Annotated in this window: 16 protein-coding genes; 12 read left to right on the top strand and 4 right to left on the bottom strand. The window is 66.2% G+C overall.

What is annotated here, in order from left to right; translation table 11 throughout:
• The first annotated feature begins 98 nt into the window (after positions 1 to 98).
• Positions 99 to 632, top strand: a complete 534-nt coding sequence (locus M4J39_RS17645; protein ID WP_251729726.1) for a hypothetical protein — start codon at positions 99 to 101, stop codon at positions 630 to 632.
• Between the two features lie 126 nt (positions 633 to 758).
• On the top strand, positions 759 to 2,063 hold the full coding sequence (locus M4J39_RS17640) for a hemolysin family protein (RefSeq protein ID WP_251729725.1): 1,305 nt from the start codon (positions 759 to 761) through the stop codon (positions 2,061 to 2,063).
• A 74-nt stretch (positions 2,064 to 2,137) separates the two neighbouring features.
• Here the strand turns inward: M4J39_RS17640 and M4J39_RS17635 are convergent, their stop codons facing one another.
• On the bottom strand, positions 2,138 to 2,554 hold the full coding sequence (locus M4J39_RS17635; RefSeq protein ID WP_251729724.1) for a MarR family transcriptional regulator: 417 nt from the start codon (positions 2,552 to 2,554) through the stop codon (positions 2,138 to 2,140).
• A gap of 426 nt (positions 2,555 to 2,980) precedes the next feature.
• Between M4J39_RS17635 and M4J39_RS17630 the strand changes: the two genes are divergently transcribed.
• From M4J39_RS17630 to M4J39_RS17620, 3 genes are read left to right on the top strand one after another with little or no spacing between them, the layout of a single operon-like run.
• Positions 2,981 to 3,151: a hypothetical protein gene (locus tag M4J39_RS17630; protein WP_251729723.1), complete on the top strand. Its 171-nt coding sequence runs from the start codon at positions 2,981 to 2,983 to the stop codon at positions 3,149 to 3,151.
• A complete protein-coding gene (locus tag M4J39_RS17625; protein ID WP_251729722.1) occupies positions 3,136 to 3,927 on the top strand; it encodes a metal ABC transporter ATP-binding protein in 792 nt (263 codons plus the stop codon). The genes M4J39_RS17630 and M4J39_RS17625 overlap by 16 nt, the downstream gene beginning before the upstream one ends.
• Positions 3,924 to 4,793, top strand: coding sequence for a metal ABC transporter permease (locus M4J39_RS17620; RefSeq protein ID WP_251729721.1), 870 nt, complete (start codon positions 3,924 to 3,926; stop codon positions 4,791 to 4,793). Before M4J39_RS17625 ends, M4J39_RS17620 begins: the two co-directional genes overlap by 4 nt.
• Before the next feature lie 37 nt (positions 4,794 to 4,830).
• On the opposite strand, the gene M4J39_RS17615 is transcribed toward M4J39_RS17620, so the two are convergent.
• Together M4J39_RS17615 and M4J39_RS17610 are read right to left on the bottom strand one after the other, a co-directional pair.
• On the bottom strand, positions 4,831 to 5,667 hold the full coding sequence (locus M4J39_RS17615) for a hypothetical protein (protein WP_251729720.1): 837 nt from the start codon (positions 5,665 to 5,667) through the stop codon (positions 4,831 to 4,833).
• Between the two features lie 146 nt (positions 5,668 to 5,813).
• On the bottom strand, positions 5,814 to 6,398 hold the full coding sequence (locus M4J39_RS17610; protein ID WP_251729719.1) for a DUF1134 domain-containing protein: 585 nt from the start codon (positions 6,396 to 6,398) through the stop codon (positions 5,814 to 5,816).
• A gap of 244 nt (positions 6,399 to 6,642) precedes the next feature.
• Here M4J39_RS17610 and M4J39_RS17605 point away from each other — a divergent pair, with 244 nt between their 5' ends.
• From M4J39_RS17605 to M4J39_RS17575, 7 genes are all read left to right on the top strand, one after another.
• The gene (locus tag M4J39_RS17605) at positions 6,643 to 7,023 is read left to right on the top strand and encodes a YHS domain-containing (seleno)protein (protein WP_251729718.1); all 381 of its coding nucleotides are present in this window, start codon (positions 6,643 to 6,645) and stop codon (positions 7,021 to 7,023) included.
• A gap of 203 nt (positions 7,024 to 7,226) precedes the next feature.
• Positions 7,227 to 7,898 (top strand): histidine phosphotransferase ChpT, encoded by a 672-nt coding sequence (gene chpT / locus M4J39_RS17600; RefSeq protein ID WP_251729717.1) that lies wholly within the window; start codon positions 7,227 to 7,229, stop codon positions 7,896 to 7,898.
• 228 nt (positions 7,899 to 8,126) lie between these two features.
• Entirely contained in the window at positions 8,127 to 10,892 is a 2,766-nt protein-coding gene (locus M4J39_RS17595) for a chemotaxis protein CheW (RefSeq protein WP_251729716.1), read from the top strand.
• Positions 10,889 to 11,380: a chemotaxis protein CheW gene (locus M4J39_RS17590; protein ID WP_101290278.1), complete on the top strand. Its 492-nt coding sequence runs from the start codon at positions 10,889 to 10,891 to the stop codon at positions 11,378 to 11,380. The genes M4J39_RS17595 and M4J39_RS17590 overlap by 4 nt, the downstream gene beginning before the upstream one ends.
• A gap of 47 nt (positions 11,381 to 11,427) precedes the next feature.
• The gene (locus M4J39_RS17585; protein WP_101290277.1) at positions 11,428 to 11,793 is read left to right on the top strand and encodes a PleD family two-component system response regulator; all 366 of its coding nucleotides are present in this window, start codon (positions 11,428 to 11,430) and stop codon (positions 11,791 to 11,793) included.
• A 37-nt stretch (positions 11,794 to 11,830) separates the two neighbouring features.
• Positions 11,831 to 13,015 carry a chemotaxis response regulator protein-glutamate methylesterase gene (locus M4J39_RS17580; RefSeq protein ID WP_251729715.1) on the top strand — a complete coding sequence of 395 codons (1,185 nt, stop codon included), beginning with the start codon at positions 11,831 to 11,833 and terminating at the stop codon, positions 13,013 to 13,015.
• Complete coding sequence (locus M4J39_RS17575; RefSeq protein WP_251729714.1) at positions 13,012 to 13,881, top strand: protein-glutamate O-methyltransferase CheR; 870 nt, start codon at positions 13,012 to 13,014, stop codon at positions 13,879 to 13,881. The genes M4J39_RS17580 and M4J39_RS17575 overlap by 4 nt, the downstream gene beginning before the upstream one ends.
• A 90-nt stretch (positions 13,882 to 13,971) precedes the next feature.
• Here M4J39_RS17575 and M4J39_RS17570 read toward each other — a convergent pair whose 3' ends face one another.
• Entirely contained in the window at positions 13,972 to 14,541 is a 570-nt protein-coding gene (locus M4J39_RS17570) for a nitroreductase (RefSeq protein ID WP_251729713.1), read from the bottom strand.
• Between the last annotated feature and the right edge of the window lie 124 nt (positions 14,542 to 14,665).

Genomic DNA, 14,665 nt, shown 5'->3' with positions numbered 1-14,665 from the left:
AATCATTCTCATCAAGAATGGTTAAGGATTAGTAAATGTCGTTCATCTTCCAGTTACTCAGCAGAAACATCAGAAAAGACTTGGTAAATCGACCGACCTTGTTATGGCCGCTGATTGCGAGCGGCGACGAGGTGCCGGGCGTCACCTTCACCGTCGCAACGGCCGACCCCGACGCCGCGCGCGCCGCAATCGCCGTCGGCGCCCGGGCGGTTCTGGTTCCGGTTCACGACGATTTCACGCCGGCCGACCGGATGGCGGTCGCCCTGTCGGTCACCGAGGCGGAACTCGGCCTCGCCGACGGCGCCCTGTCGCTGATCCTGGAAATCGCCGGTCCGGCGGCCGCGCTCCGGCTCGGTCGAGACCACCTCGCGTCGCGCCGACTTGCCGCCATCGGCATCGATCTCGACGGCTTCGCCCTCGGCGCCCCCGGCGGCATTGATGCTCCGCGTTCGGTCGCCGCCGGCCTCGTGGCGCTCGCGGGCGCGGCCCTGCGCCTGCCCGTCTACCTTACAGGCGCCGGCAGCCTGTCGCCGGCCGGCAAGCCGGCCATCGCCGGCTTCACCCATCTGCTCGTCGACGCCGAGGGGATTGCGCACTCCCCGGCCGGCGAAAGACGGTCGATTCGCCGGTGATAGATCGGGCCGCCGCCCGGCGCGACGCAAATGTCGGCGTCGAACCCCTAGCGGGAAGGCCGAACAGCCTGTATTTTTCGTGGACTTGCAACTTGTGACGGAGCAGCCGGGTCACCCCCGCACCCCATGGGCTACCTCTTTGAAATCGGCGTTATCTTCATCCTCCTGATATTGAACGGTCTTTTTGCCATGTCCGAGCTGGCGGTGGTTTCCTCCCGCCGTCCGCGCCTCGAAGCCATGGCCGGCAGGGGATCGAAGGGCGCAGCGACGGTGCTGAAGCTCGCCGCCAATCCCGGCCGTTTCCTGTCCTCGGTGCAGATCGGCATCACGCTGGTCGGCATCCTGGCCGGCGCCTATTCGGGCGCCACCCTGTCGGAGCCCTTCGCCGAGTTCCTGCTGGACGAAGGCGTTCCCGCCTCCTTCGCCTCGGCCCTGTCCATCGCCGTCGTGGTCGGCCTCATCACCTACTTCTCGCTGGTGATCGGCGAGCTGGTGCCCAAGCAGATCGCGCTCACCAACCCCGAAGCGGTCGCTTCCCTGATGGCGCGGCCGATGCTGGGCGTCGCCTTCATCGCGGCGCCGCTAGTCTTCGTGCTCGAGCGCTCCAGCCGCCTCATCATCGGCATTCTCGGCCTGAAGGCGACCGGCGAGAGCACGGTGACCGAAGAAGAAATCAAGGCGGTGATCGCCGAAGGCACCAACTCCGGCATCCTCGAACCCGAGGAGAAGGAGCTGATGGCCGGCGTCATGCGCTTCAGCGACCGGTCGATCCGCGCCGTCATGATCCCCCGCCCCGACATCACCGGCATCGACCTCGACTGGGACGACCGGCGCATCATCGAGGCGATCGCCACCTCCTCCCACTCGCGTTATCCGGTGTTCACCGGCTCGATCGACATGGTGCAGGGCGTCATCCAGGCCAAGGACCTGCTCGACCAGCACCTGAAGGGCGAACCGCTCGACATCCGGAGCCGCATCCGCCAGGTGGACATGGTGCCCGACACCGCCTCCGCGCTGGACGTGCTCGACACGCTGCGCCGCTCGCCGCTGCAGATGGTGATGGTGATCGACGAATACGGCTCGGTGGAGGGCATGGTGACCGCCGCCGACATCCTGACGGCCATCGTCGGCAATCTCGGCGGCGAGGCCGACGAGGAGCTCAGCGAGATCGTCCAACGCAGCGATGGCAGCTGGCTGATCGACGCCGACCTCGGCGTCGATCTCGTGGCCGAGAAGATCAACTGCAAGGGTCTCGACGATCCCGAGCGCGACTACGAGACGCTGGCCGGCTTCGTGCTGTCGGTGACCAAGGCCATCCCGTCCACCGGCGACGTCGTCGACTGGCGCGGCTGGCGGTTCGAGATCGTCGACATGGACGGCCGCCGCATCGACAAGGTGCTGGTCACCGCGCCGGCGCAGCCGCAGAGCTGACAAAAATCCGCCGGGAGGTCCGTCAAGACGGCACACCCGGCGGAACATCACGCAACACGAAGATGAAACGGCTTTCAGTCGACGCCGGGACGGGCGCCGATCTGCTCGACGATGCCCGAACAGGCGGCGGCACAGGCGTCCACCGCCTCGCGGCCGACGGCGCCGGCGATGCGCTGGCCAAGCTCGGCATAGGCCGTCTCGATCGGCGCGATCGTCTTGCGACCGTAGTCGGTCAGCGACACGAGCGTCTTCCTGAGATCTTCGAACTGCTGGGCTCGGGCGATCAGGTCGCGCGCCTCAAGGTCGCGCAGGATGCGCGACAGGCTGGACGCCCTGACGAAGGTGTTGGCCGCGAGCTCGGAGGCGATCATCGGAGACCGCGCTCTCAGCTCGTGCAGAACCCGCCACTGTGGCTCGGTGAGGCCGGCCACCTTCATGCTCGGCCGGAGTGTCTCGATCACCGACTCATAGGCGAGCAGGAAGGTTTTCATGAGGTCGGGCTCGGCCGCGACGGCCGCCTCCCCTGCATTTTGCCGAACGGAGGAAAAGAGGATGCTGGTGACCACTTGCTGCGACCTTGGGGGAATCGTGTTGCCTTTTATACCTAGTAAACAATAACCTCCGAGACTTCAAGCATGCACCTCGCATATGTCGTAAATAGCTCTTGCTCGGCGAAGGCTTCCATCAAGTTTCCGTTAACCGAACTATCTGTGAAAATTGTTTCCTGTTCGCTGACATAATTACATTTACATACAGGAATGTATGTGGATGATCTTGCCGGGTAAATAAGATTTGATCCGCGCCACTCTCGATGCATTTTAAGGTACCCTGCGGCACAGCGGTGACGGCAGTTGACCGGCAAAACGTTATACTATAACGGTTTCCGCCTCGATCTTGCCTTCGAGCCCGGGGCCGCCATGCCGCAATCCTCCCTTCGTTCCAGGTCTTCCTCGTCCGCCGACCCCGGTCGATCCGTCACCATCGCCATACGGCCGTCGGTGTTGCGCTTCGGTCTCGCTGCCCGCCTCGCCGGCGCCGGCCTTCTCGTCGCCGGCATCTGGACGATCATCGGATGGGTGCTGCGATAATGGATTTCGCCCGACAGGGCCGGCCGACCGGCGGCGCCTCGCTCACCCTCAGGAACGCCACGATCGGCTATGACCGCCACCCGGCGCTTCACCATCTCTCCGCCAGCTTTCCCGCTGGCAGCATGACGGCCGTCGTCGGCCCCAACGGCGCCGGCAAGTCCACCCTGCTCAAGGCGGCGATCGGGCACATCCGGCCGATCGGCGGCGAGATACATGTCAGCGGCTGTCGGCGAACCGAGATCGCCTATTTGCCGCAACTCAGCGAGATCGATCGCACCTTCCCGCTGCCGGTGTTCGACTTCGTGGCCATGGGCCTGTGGCAACGGCGCGGCGCCTTCGGCGGCTTCCGCCGCGATGACGACGAAGACGTGGCGCGGGCGCTTGCCGGCGTCGGCCTCGTCGGCTTCGAACAGCGCCCGCTCGACACGCTGTCAGGCGGCCAGCTGCAGCGGGTGCTCTTTGCCCGCCTTTCCCTCCAGGACGCGCCGCTGATCCTGCTGGACGAACCGTTCACAGCCGTCGACGACCGCACCATCGGCGAACTGATGGATCTCATCGATCGCTGGAACGCCGAGGGGCGCACCGTGGTGGCCGTGCTGCACGACCTCGAACTGGTGCGCCGCCGGTTTCAGCGGACGCTGCTGATCGCCCGCCGATTGATCGCCGAGGGCGCCACCGCCGACGTACTGACGGCCGAGAACCTCGCCGCCGCCCGCCGCCACATCGAAGCCTGGGACGAAGCCGCCCCCTTCTGCGAGGCCGAGCCCGCCCCATGACCGCCGCCGATCTCCTCGCCGCCTTTTCCGACTTCGCCTTCATGCGGCGGGCGCTTGCCGGCTGCCTGGTGCTTTCGGTCGCCGCAGCGCCCGTCGGCGTGTTCCTCATGCTGCGCCGCCTGTCGCTGACCGGCGACGCCATGGCCCACGCCATCCTGCCGGGCGTCGCCGCCGGCTACCTGCTCGCCGGGCTCAACCTCTGGGCCATGACGGCGGGCGGTCTCGCGGCGGGCCTCGCCATCGCCCTGATGGCCAGCGCCGTCACCCGCCTGACGCCACTCCGCGAAGACGCCTCGCTCGCCACCCTCTATCTCGTATCGCTGGCGCTGGGCGTCATCCTGATCTCGGCGCGCGGTTCGGCGGTCGACGTGATGCATCTGTTGTTCGGCTCGGTGCTGGCCATCGACGACACCGCGCTCGTCTTCATCGGCATCGTCGCCTCGATCACCGTCCTGGCCTTCGCCGTCATGTGGCGGCCGCTGGTGCTGGAGTGCGTCGACCCCGGCTTCCTGAAGGCGGTTGGAGGTCGCGGCGCGATCATCCACGTCGCCTTCATGCTGGTAATGGTGCTGAATCTCATTGCCGGCTTCCAGGCGCTCGGCACGCTGCTGTCCGTCGGTCTGATGATGCTGCCGGCCGCCAGCGCCCGCTTCTGGACGCGCTCGCTCGGCGCCATGACGGCGCTGGCCATGGCCTTCGCAGCGCTGTCGTCGGTCGCCGGCCTCACCGCGTCCTTCGCCGCCAACCTGCCGTCAGGACCGGCGATCATCGTCGCCGCCGGCATCCTCTACGCGCTGTCCGTCGCCTTCGGCCCCACAGGCGGCCTGATCGCGCGGCTGCGGCCGGCACGCCACCGCACCGGCTGAAGGCGCGGCTGGACCGCCCTCGGCAAAATGGAAGGGGTCAGGAGGAGCCCGACTGAGGGGCGTCGCCCTTTCCGGACGGCTCGGTTCCCTTGGCGAGCGCCGACTCGATGCGCTGGCGCGCGACGGCATTGCGGGCGCGCAACAGCTTGAGCCGGTTGGCGAGGTCGTCGATGCGGGCCTCGTCGTCCGCCTCGTCGGCAGCGTTGCCCTTGGCCGCAGGCTTGTCCGCCTGCCGCTCGGCCTTCGCCCCGAAGTCGACGTGAATGACCGGAGCGGGCGGCGCACTGGAAACCGCCGACGGCTGGATCAGTGGCGGCGTGTGGGTGAGATCGGCGATGGTCTCGGACAACACGGCGATGCGCGCCTCGGCCTCGACCAGCGCCATCTTCATGTCGGCGGCCAGTGACTCCGCCTCGTCGCGGCTCGTTTCCGCCTCCATGGCCCGGGTGCTGATCTGGCGCTGCAGGTCGCGCCGTTCGGCATCGACGCGCGCAACCGCCTCGTGGGCGTAGCGGGCGATCGAGTGAGCCTCCTCGAGGCGCTTCTCGTAATCGGCGATGGTCGCCTCGAAGTTCGCCTTCTCCGCCTCGAGTGCGCGGGTCAGCCGCCGGTCCTCGGAGCTGCGAAGTTGGGCGCTGGCCACCGCCCGTCGCGCGATGTCGAGCTCGACCTCGATCCGCGCCATGCGCGCGGCCATCTCGGCCCGGATCGCGTCCTTTGCCGCCGCCATCTCGGCGACCGAACGGGGCAGTTGCTGGTCGAGCCGGCGACGATAGAGACGCACGGCGCGCGAGTTGATCGCCGGCATCAGCAGCAACGCGCCAAGCCCCGCCGTCAGCATTCCCGCCAGAAAGATCAGCACCGTCTCGATCACGTCATGCCATCCCGCGGCAGATCAGTCCCCGACCAATCCACCTTTTGTCGCGCATTGGTAACGAAACGGTCAAGGGCGGACCGACATCCGCGCCCATCCCATGGCGAAAAAAGTGGCGGACGCCGCCGTTCGTTGCCGTTCGACCGTCAGAATGGGTTCCAGGTGGCCTGCGGCGTAAACTTGAGATAGCCAACATTGATGCCGAGGCGGGCGCCGACGCCGGTGCGCACCGGGACCAGGGTGATGTTGCCCTGGCGAAGCGCGGTAATGCCGAAGCCGCCGACCAGATAGGCCGAGCCGTTGACGCCGCCGAAGCGCTGATAGATCGACTGAACCGACGGCAGATTGTAGACGAGGATCATGGTCCGGGCGCCATCGCCGCCGAAGTCGATGCCGAAGGTCGGCCCCTGCCAGTAGACGCGCGTGTTGCCGGCATTGCGGGTGTAGAGAACGCCCTCGCCGTAGCGCAGACCGCCGAACACGGCGCCCGAGCCTTCCTGGCCGAGGATATATCCATTGGGCTGTCCGTATTCGGACGCCGCCCGCTCGATGGCCGAGGCAAGCCCACTCGACATTTCGCCGAAGAACTTGTGGCCGGTGTCGACCAGCTCCGACGACGAGTAGGTCTGCTGGGCCTGCTGGGCGGCGGCAGGCACCACCGCCGCGACAACGAAGGCCAGCAGGAGGAACGGCAGCGCTTTCAGCGCCGACAGACGCAACGACATCGGCATTCCCTCCATGTCCCGCCTGCCAACCGCCCGTCATGACGGGGCGACGAGACCTTCCTAACATTAACCTAGCCGACACCCGGCCCTGCCAAGATGAACCCTGGGGACGGCCGGTGGCATCATGAGCATACAGACGAATCAGACATCACGACGGCAAGATTGGGCGAGTTTTATCGCCCGCGCCATTGTCTTGTCGCTGTTTCTCCTCATCCCCTGCCAGCCGGTAAACGCACTGGACGAAAGGATAGTGTTCGATCCCTACACCGGTTTGTCGCTCGGTGGCTACGACCCGGTGGCCTTTTTCGTCAGCGACGCGGCCATCCAGGGCCTTCCCGATTACGAAGTCGTCTATGGCGATACCTACTGGCATTTCGCCAGCGAAGCCAACGCCGCCGCCTTCCGCGCCGCCCCGGCGGCCTACATCCCCGGCTTCGGCGGCTACGCGCTGGCGGCCGTGGCGCGCGGCGTCGCCCAGCCCGGCAATCCGACGCTGTTCGCCATCCACCGCAGCCGCCTCTACCTCTTCGCCTCAGAGGACGAACGACAGACCTTCCGCGCCAACCCCGACGCGATGATCGCCGCCGCGGCGGCCCGCTGGCCCGAGGTGCTGAGGGTGCTGGCCTACTGAAATCGTCAGGTTTCCCCGCGCGCCGGTGCATGCCGCCGCCACAAACCGGGCGCCCTGACCAACATGTCATCGATCTTTGCGCTGTCTGCCGGCTTCCGATGCTTGTGAGCACCGGCAGCGGGCGTTATCCATGAGCCCAAACAATCGCCCGATTCGTCGGTGGGCCATGCCCGTCGTCGGCCCTGAACCCAATGGAACCGCCCATGTCCGACCTGGCCAAGCTGGAAGCCCTGGATTTTGCCGCCCTGCTCTGCTCGCGCGTCTGCCATGACATCATCTCGCCGGTCGGCGCGATCACCAACGGCCTCGAGGTTCTCGACGAGGAAAACAACGAGGAAATGAAGGCCTTCGCCTTCGACCTCATCCGCAAGAGCGCCCGCACCGCCTCCTCCAAGCTGCAGTTCGCCCGCCTCGCCTTCGGCGCCGCCGGCTCTGTCGGCGCCGAAGTCGACCTCGGCGACGCCGAAACCGTGGCCAAGCGCTACATGGAAAGCGAGAAGGCCGACATCGACTGGCAGGCGACCCGCCGCCTGTTGCCGAAGAACCAGGTCAAGCTGCTTCTGAACCTGCTGCTGATCTCGCTGCAGGCGGTTCCCCGCGGCGGCCGGGTGGTGGTGCGTGTCGAAGGCGACCTACCCTTCCCGACCCAACGCATCGAGGCCACCGGCTCCGCCTCGCGCATTCCGCCCCGCGTCGCCGAGCTCCTGGCCGGCGATCTCGGCGACCATGTCGACGCCCACGCCATTCAGCCCTACTACGCCGGCGCACTCGCCCGCGAGGCCGGCCTCGCCATCGACATCTCCAAGGACGGCGACACCGTGATCTTCGAGGCGAAGGCGATCGAGACCGCCCTTCCGGTCGAGCAAACTGAATAAAGCGTTAAGCGCCTCCACAATTACTGATAGTCCCGGCATCCTCCTGATGATCATGCCATGTGGCGCGCGTCGACCCTCGTCGACATGTGCGCCGCAAACGCACGTTTGAAGCCGACACTTCAATCAATATTAACAGTTTGACGGGACACTTCCTCCCAAAGCGGCTGGTAGAGCGAGCGCCCCAGAAGGATGCGGCGCCTCCGGTTCGGCCTTCCCTGGGGGTGAAGTATGGACGACCTTTTGCGTGAATTTCTCACCGAGACAAACGAGTCGCTCGATACCGTGGACGTGGAACTGGTGAAGTTCGAGCAGGAGCCGAACAACGCCCGCATTCTCGACAACATTTTCCGTCTCGTTCACACGATCAAGGGAACCTGCGGGTTCCTCGGTCTGCCGCGCCTCGAGGCGCTGGCGCACGCCGCCGAGACGCTGATGGGCAAGTTCCGCGAGGGCGCCGCCGTCACGGAAGAGGCCGTGAGCCTCGTCTTGCAGACCATCGACCGCATCAAGGGCATCCTGGCCGAGCTCGAAGCTGCCGAAGGCGAAGAGCCCAAGGGCGAAGACCGCGACCTGATCTCGCAGCTTGAGGCCATGTCGATGGCCGAGGCCGCGCCCCGCAAGGAGCCGCCCAAGAAGGACAAGAAGGAGACCGCCGGCACGCTGGTGGCCCAAGTGCTGGAGCGCGAGCTTCGCCCCGGCGAAGTGTCGCTCGACGAGCTTGAGCGCGCCTTCCGCGAGACGGCCGTCGAAGTGGAGGTCGCCGCCGACGAACCCGCCGCCGAGGAAGCGGCCGCCCCTGCCCCCGCCGGCATCGACTTCGCCCGCGTCGCCGCCGAGATCGAGGCGCGCATGAAGCAGGCCAATCCGGACGACAAGCAGGGCAAGGCCAAGTCCGCCGAGGAAGGCGAGGCCGAGGCCGAAGCCAAGAGCGAGAAGGGCTCGGTCTCCAGCCAGTCGATCCGCGTCAACGTCGAGACGCTCGAACACCTGATGACCATGGTCTCCGAGCTGGTGCTGACCCGCAACCAGCTCCTGGAAATCGTCCGTCGTCACGAGGACAGCGAATTCAAGGTGCCGCTGCAGCGCCTTTCCAACGTCACCGCCGAGCTGCAGGAAGGCGTCATGAAGACGCGCATGCAGCCGATCGGCAACGCCTGGCAGAAGCTGCCGCGCATCGTACGCGACCTCGCCCAGGAGCTCGGCAAGCAGATCGAGCTCGAGATGGTCGGCGCCGACACCGAACTCGACCGTCAGGTGCTGGAGCTGATCAAGGACCCGCTCACCCACATGGTCCGCAACTCTGCCGACCATGGCCTCGAGCGTCCCGAGGACCGGCGCAAGAACGGCAAGACCGAGAAGGGCACCATCCGCCTCGCCGCCTACCATGAGGGTGGCCACATCATCATCGAGATCGCCGACGACGGCCGCGGTCTCAACCTCGACCGCATCAAGCAGAAGATCGTCGAGAACGGCCTCGCCGGCGAAGCCGAACTCGAGAAGATGAGCGAAAGCCAGATCTACAAGTACATCTTCGCCCCCGGCTTCTCGACCGCCGCCAAGGTGACGTCGGTGTCCGGACGCGGCGTCGGCATGGACGTCGTCCGCACCAACATCGAGACCATCGGCGGCACCGTCGACCTCAAGTCGACGCAGGGCAAGGGCACCACCTTCACCATCAAGATCCCGCTGACGCTGGCCATCGTCTCGACGCTGATCGTCGAAAGCTGCGGCGACCGCTTCGCCATCCCGCAGCTCTCCGTGGTCGAGCTGGTGCGAGTGCAGAACAACTCCGAGCACCGCATCGAGCGCATCAAGGACACTCCGGTCCTCCGCCTGCGCAACAAGCTGCTGCCGCTGGTGCCGCTGGCCGGCCTCCTCAAGGTCGACGTGTCGGCCGAGAAGAGCGAGGACGAAGGCTTCATCGTCGTCATGCAGGTCGGCAACGTCACCTTCGGCCTGGTGGTCGACGGCGTCTTCCACACGGAGGAAATCGTCGTCAAGCCGATGTCGAAGATGCTGCGTCACATCACCATGTTCTCGGGCAACACCATCCTCGGTGACGGCTCGGTGATCATGATCGTCGATCCCAACGGTGTCGCCAGCGCCATCGGCACGGCCGTCGCCACCGACGCGCTCGACAACCACGCCGATGCCGACGCCGCGCGCGGTGTCGACAACGACGCCAAGATCTCCATGCTGCTGTTCCGCGCCGGTTCGCCCGAGCCGAAGGCAGTGCCGCTGTCGCTGGTCACCCGCCTCGAGGAGTTCGAGATCGAGAAGATCGAGCATTCCAACGGCCGCGACCTCGTGCAGTACCGCGGCTCTCTGATGCCGCTGGTCTACCCGAACTACGACGTGCGCCGCCGCGAGGAAGGCACCCAGCCGATGCTGGTGTTCTCCGACGCCGGCCGCTCGATGGGCCTCGTCGTCGATGAGATCGTCGACATCGTCGAGGAGTCGCTCAACATCCAGGTCGGTTCCGACGTGCCGGGCGTGCTCGGTTCGGCGGTGATCAAGGGCAAGGCCACCGAGATCCTCGACATCGGCCACTACCTGCCGCTGGCCTTCGAGGACTGGTTCAAGCGCAAGGAAATCTCGTCGGCCGCGCTGACGCGCAAGCTCCTGTTCCTCGACGACAGCGCCTTCTTCCGCAACATGCTGGGCCCGGTGATGAAGGCGGCCGGCTTCGACGTGACGGTCTGCTCGTCGGCCACCGAGGCCATGCGCCTCCTGGGCGAGGGCGCCGCCTTCGACGTCATCGTCTCCGACATCGAGATGCCGGTGGTCAACGGCTTCGAGTTCGCCGAGATGCTGCGTCGCGACGCCCGCTTCAAGAACACGCCGATCATCGCCCTGTCGGCTCTCTGCACGCCAGCCTCGATCGAGCGCGGCCGCCAGTCCGGCTTCGACGAATATGTCGCCAAGTTCGACCGTCCGGGCCTGATCGCCGCCCTCAAGGAAATCACCAGCGCTGACTATGGGATTGCAGCATGACCGCCACCAGCCACACCCCGGGCGCTGCCGCCAACGACAGCCACTCCGGCCAGATCCAGTATGTGACCGTGTTCATCGGCGGCCAGCTGTTCGGCCTGCCCATCCACAAGGTGCATGACGTCTTCGTGCCCGAGAGCATGACGCGCGTGCCGCTGTCGGCGCCGGAAGTCGCCGGCGTGCTGAACCTGCGCGGCCGCATCGTGACGGCGATCAACATGCGCCGCCGCCTCGGCCTGCCGCAGCGCGAAGGCAACCACGGCATCATGGCCGTCGGCATCGAGTATCGCGGCGAGTCCTACGGCCTCATCATCGACGAGGTCGGCGAAGTGCTCAACCTCGACGCCGCCGGCCGCGAGGCCAACCCGGCCAACCTCGATGGTCGCTGGGCCGAAATCTCTGGCGGGGTCCATCGCCTGTCGGGTCAGCTGATGGTCATCCTGGATGTCGAGCGCGTGCTCGGCCGCATGCAGGGCGACATGGCCGCCTGACGTCACGACGCAAGAAAGCCGGCTTCACCGCCGTGAGGAGCGAAACAATGAAGACCTGTCTCGTGGTCGACGACTCGAGCGTCATCCGCAAGGTGGCCCGGCGCATTCTCGAAGACCTGTCCTTCACCATTCTCGAGGCCGAGGATGGCCAGCAGGCCCTTGAGAAGTGTCAGGAGACGATGCCGGACGCCATCCTGCTCGACTGGAACATGCCCGTCATGGACGGCCTGGAGTTCCTCGCCCAGTTGCGCAAGCTGGATGGCGGCGATACGCCGAAGGTGGTGTTCTGCACGACGGAAAACGACGTCGGCCACATCGCCCGGGCCATCCGCGCCGGCGCCAACGAATACATCATGAAGCCCTTTGATCGGGAAATTGTCGAAGCCAAGTTCCAGGAAGTCGGGCTTCTCTGACGGTTCACAGATCGATGCGAAATTGGAGACCGATTTAATGTCGGCCATCGCGCGCGCGCCTTCATCTTCCGGAACCGTAACCGACCCCATCCGCGTGATGGTCGTCGACGACTCCGTTGTCATTCGCGGTCTGGTCGGCCGCTGGCTCGACGAAGAGCCGAACCTCGCCGTGGTCGCGAGCCATCGCAACGGACGCCTCGCGGTGGACGACGTCCTGCGGTCCAACCCCGACGTCGTGATCCTCGACATCGAGATGCCCGACATGGACGGGCTCACCGCCCTGCCCCTTCTCATCGAGAAGAAGAAGAACCTCGTCGTCGTCGTCGCCTCGACGCTGACCCGCCGCAATGCCGAGATCTCGCTCAAGGCTCTGTCGCTCGGCGCCGCCGACTACGTTCCCAAGCCCGAATCCAACTCCGGCGTCACGACGTCGGCCGAGTTCCGCCGCGAGCTCATCGAGAAGGTGATCAACCTTGGCCAGCGGGCCAGGAAGCGCGGCCTGCCCGGCCAGACTCTTGGCGGGCGGCCGATGGCCCGGTCGCTGACCGGCGCGATGCAGTCCAACGCGCCCGTCCCGCCGAGCGCGCTGCGCGCCTCGCGCCCCGCCAGCTTCACCATCCGATCCTATTCCTCGGTGCGCCCGCGCATCCTCGCCATCGGCTCGTCCACCGGCGGTCCGCAGGCGCTCAACACGCTGTTCGGCGAAATCGGCTCGTCCATCGGCATGGTTCCGGTGGTGATCACCCAGCACATGCCGCCGACGTTCACCGCCATCCTGGCCGAACACATCACCAAGGCGGCCGGCCGTCCGGCCAGCGAAGGCCGCGACGGCGAGGTGATCCAGCCCGGGCACATCTACGTGGCGCCCGGCGGCAAGCACATGCTGCTGGTCAAGAACGGCAACGACGTCGTCGTCAAGCTTTCCGACGCGCCGCCGGTCAACTTCTGCAAGCCGGCCGTCGACCCGCTGTTCAAGTCGGTGGCCGAAATCTACGGGACCGCGACGCTGGCCGTCGTGCTGACCGGCATGGGCTCCGACGGCGCCGAAGGCGTGCGCAAGATCGGCGAAATCGGCGGAAGCGCCATCGCCCAGGACGAGGAAACGTCGGTGGTCTGGGGCATGCCCGGCGCCGCCGCCCATACCGGAATGTGCTCGGACGTTCTGCCGCTCAACGAAATCGGCCGGAAGGTGTCCAAGATCCTGCTCGGAGGCCGTCCATGAGTCCGGCGGAATACGACTACCTGCGTCAGTTCCTGAAGAGCCGTTCCGGCCTCGTCCTGTCGAACGAGAAGCAGTATCTCATCGAAAGCCGTCTTCTGCCGGTGGCCCGCAAGGCCGGCCTGCAGTCGATCGCCGCGCTGGTCGCCAAGCTGAAGGAACCGCGCGAAACGGCGCTCGCCGAGGCCGTCGTCGAGGCGATGACCACCAACGAGAGCTTCTTCTACCGCGACAAGACGCCCTTCGAACACTTCACGCAGATGATGATGCCGGAGCTTCTGAAGGCCCGCGCCTCGCAAAAGAAGATCCGCATCTGGTGCGCCGCCGCCTCCACCGGCCAGGAGCCCTACACGCTCGCCATGTGCCTCAAGGAGATGGAGAGCAAGCTCGCCGGCTGGCGGATCGAGATCCTCGGCACCGACATCTCCAACGAGGTGCTGGATCGCGCCAAGGCCGGTACCTACACCCAGTTCGAGGTGCAGCGCGGCCTGCCCATCCAACTGCTGCTGAAATACTTCACCCAGCAGGGCGAAAGCTGGACCATCTCGCCGCAGCTCCGCTCCATGGTGCAGTGGAAGAAGTTCAACCTGCTCGACAGCTTCGCCAGCTTCGGACAGTTCGACATCGTCTTCTGCCGCAACGTGCTGATCTACTTCGATCAGGCCACCAAGGTCGACATTCTCGGCCGCATCGCCAAGACCATGGCGCCGGACGGCTACCTGGTGCTGGGCGCCGCCGAGACGGTGGTCGGCCTCACCGACGCCTTCAAGCCGGCCCCCGACCGGCGCGGCCTCTACGTTCCGGCCACCGCCGCGACCGCGCAGCCGGCGCCGCGCTTCTCGGCCCTCGCCGGTGCCGCTCGCGTGTGACTTCGGCCTTCTTGAGTTGAACGAGCGCCGCGGGACATCCCCGCGGCGTTTTTTTTGTGGCCTGCGGCGCCGAAGGTGCTGGGGCCCGCCTCAATCTCCAAAGCGGCTGACGATATCTTCCAGCGCCGGACGCGGTCGGTCGGTCGGCGTAATGGTCGGTGTGCCGATGTGGATGAAGCCGACCAGGGTCTCGCCTTCGGCCAGCCCGAGCGCGGCCCGCGCCTCTGCGTCATAGGCCGGCCAGTCGGTCAGCCAGCAGGCGGCATAGCCCATGGCGTGAGCGGCGATCTCCAGGTTGAGGCAGACGGCACCGGCCGAATAGATCTGTTCGATGACCGGAATCTTGGCATGCTCGGCCGCCCGGCCGACGACTGCGATCACCAACGGCGCCATGGAGAAGCGACGACGCTCTTCATCGAGCCGCGCCTCGGAGATTTCCGGGCGGCGCTCCACGACGATCTCGCTCAGCCGTCGCCCGGCCTCGACACGCGCCTCACCCTCGAAGACGATGAAACGCCACGGCGCGAGCTTGCCGTGGTCGGGCACCCGCGAGGCGATGGTCAGGAGCGTTCGCAGCTCATCGGAGCTCGGACCGGGCGCGGCGAGCATCTGGGCCGGAACGGAACGGCGGGTGAGCAACAGGTCGAGCGTGGCGTTCATGAACGGAGGGCTCCGAGGAGAATGGGATCGCCGAAACGACATATCCCCGTTCGACCCTCATGGAAATACCTAGATCGGAAGCCACTCGGGTTGAACCCTATGATTGCAAGAGCATCAGGGCAGC

The sequence above is a fragment of the Pleomorphomonas sp. NRK KF1 genome (assembly GCF_023721755.1).
Classification (GTDB): domain Bacteria; phylum Pseudomonadota; class Alphaproteobacteria; order Rhizobiales; family Pleomorphomonadaceae; genus Pleomorphomonas.
Note: the sequence above shows the minus strand (reverse complement) of the source record. Positions and strands in the feature narration are given on the sequence as shown.

Bases quoted from the DNA above. Each gene is read 5' to 3' on its own strand.
- M4J39_RS17595 (WP_251729716.1), top strand. From the start codon at position 8,127: ATGGACGACCTTTTGCGTGAATTTCTCACCGAGACAAACGAGTCGCTC.
- M4J39_RS17640 (WP_251729725.1), top strand. From the start codon at position 759: ATGGGCTACCTCTTTGAAATCGGCGTTATCTTCATCCTCCTGATATTG.
- M4J39_RS17580 (WP_251729715.1), top strand. From the start codon at position 11,831: ATGTCGGCCATCGCGCGCGCGCCTTCATCTTCCGGAACCGTAACCGAC.
- M4J39_RS17610 (WP_251729719.1), bottom strand. From the start codon at position 6,398: ATGCCGATGTCGTTGCGTCTGTCGGCGCTGAAAGCGCTGCCGTTCCTC.
- M4J39_RS17570 (WP_251729713.1), bottom strand. From the start codon at position 14,541: ATGAACGCCACGCTCGACCTGTTGCTCACCCGCCGTTCCGTTCCGGCC.
- M4J39_RS17620 (WP_251729721.1), top strand. From the start codon at position 3,924: ATGACCGCCGCCGATCTCCTCGCCGCCTTTTCCGACTTCGCCTTCATG.
- chpT (WP_251729717.1), top strand. From the start codon at position 7,227: ATGTCCGACCTGGCCAAGCTGGAAGCCCTGGATTTTGCCGCCCTGCTC.
- M4J39_RS17635 (WP_251729724.1), bottom strand. From the start codon at position 2,554: ATGAAAACCTTCCTGCTCGCCTATGAGTCGGTGATCGAGACACTCCGG.
- M4J39_RS17590 (WP_101290278.1), top strand. From the start codon at position 10,889: ATGACCGCCACCAGCCACACCCCGGGCGCTGCCGCCAACGACAGCCAC.
- M4J39_RS17625 (WP_251729722.1), top strand. From the start codon at position 3,136: ATGGGTGCTGCGATAATGGATTTCGCCCGACAGGGCCGGCCGACCGGC.
- M4J39_RS17585 (WP_101290277.1), top strand. From the start codon at position 11,428: ATGAAGACCTGTCTCGTGGTCGACGACTCGAGCGTCATCCGCAAGGTG.
- M4J39_RS17630 (WP_251729723.1), top strand. From the start codon at position 2,981: ATGCCGCAATCCTCCCTTCGTTCCAGGTCTTCCTCGTCCGCCGACCCC.
- M4J39_RS17575 (WP_251729714.1), top strand. From the start codon at position 13,012: ATGAGTCCGGCGGAATACGACTACCTGCGTCAGTTCCTGAAGAGCCGT.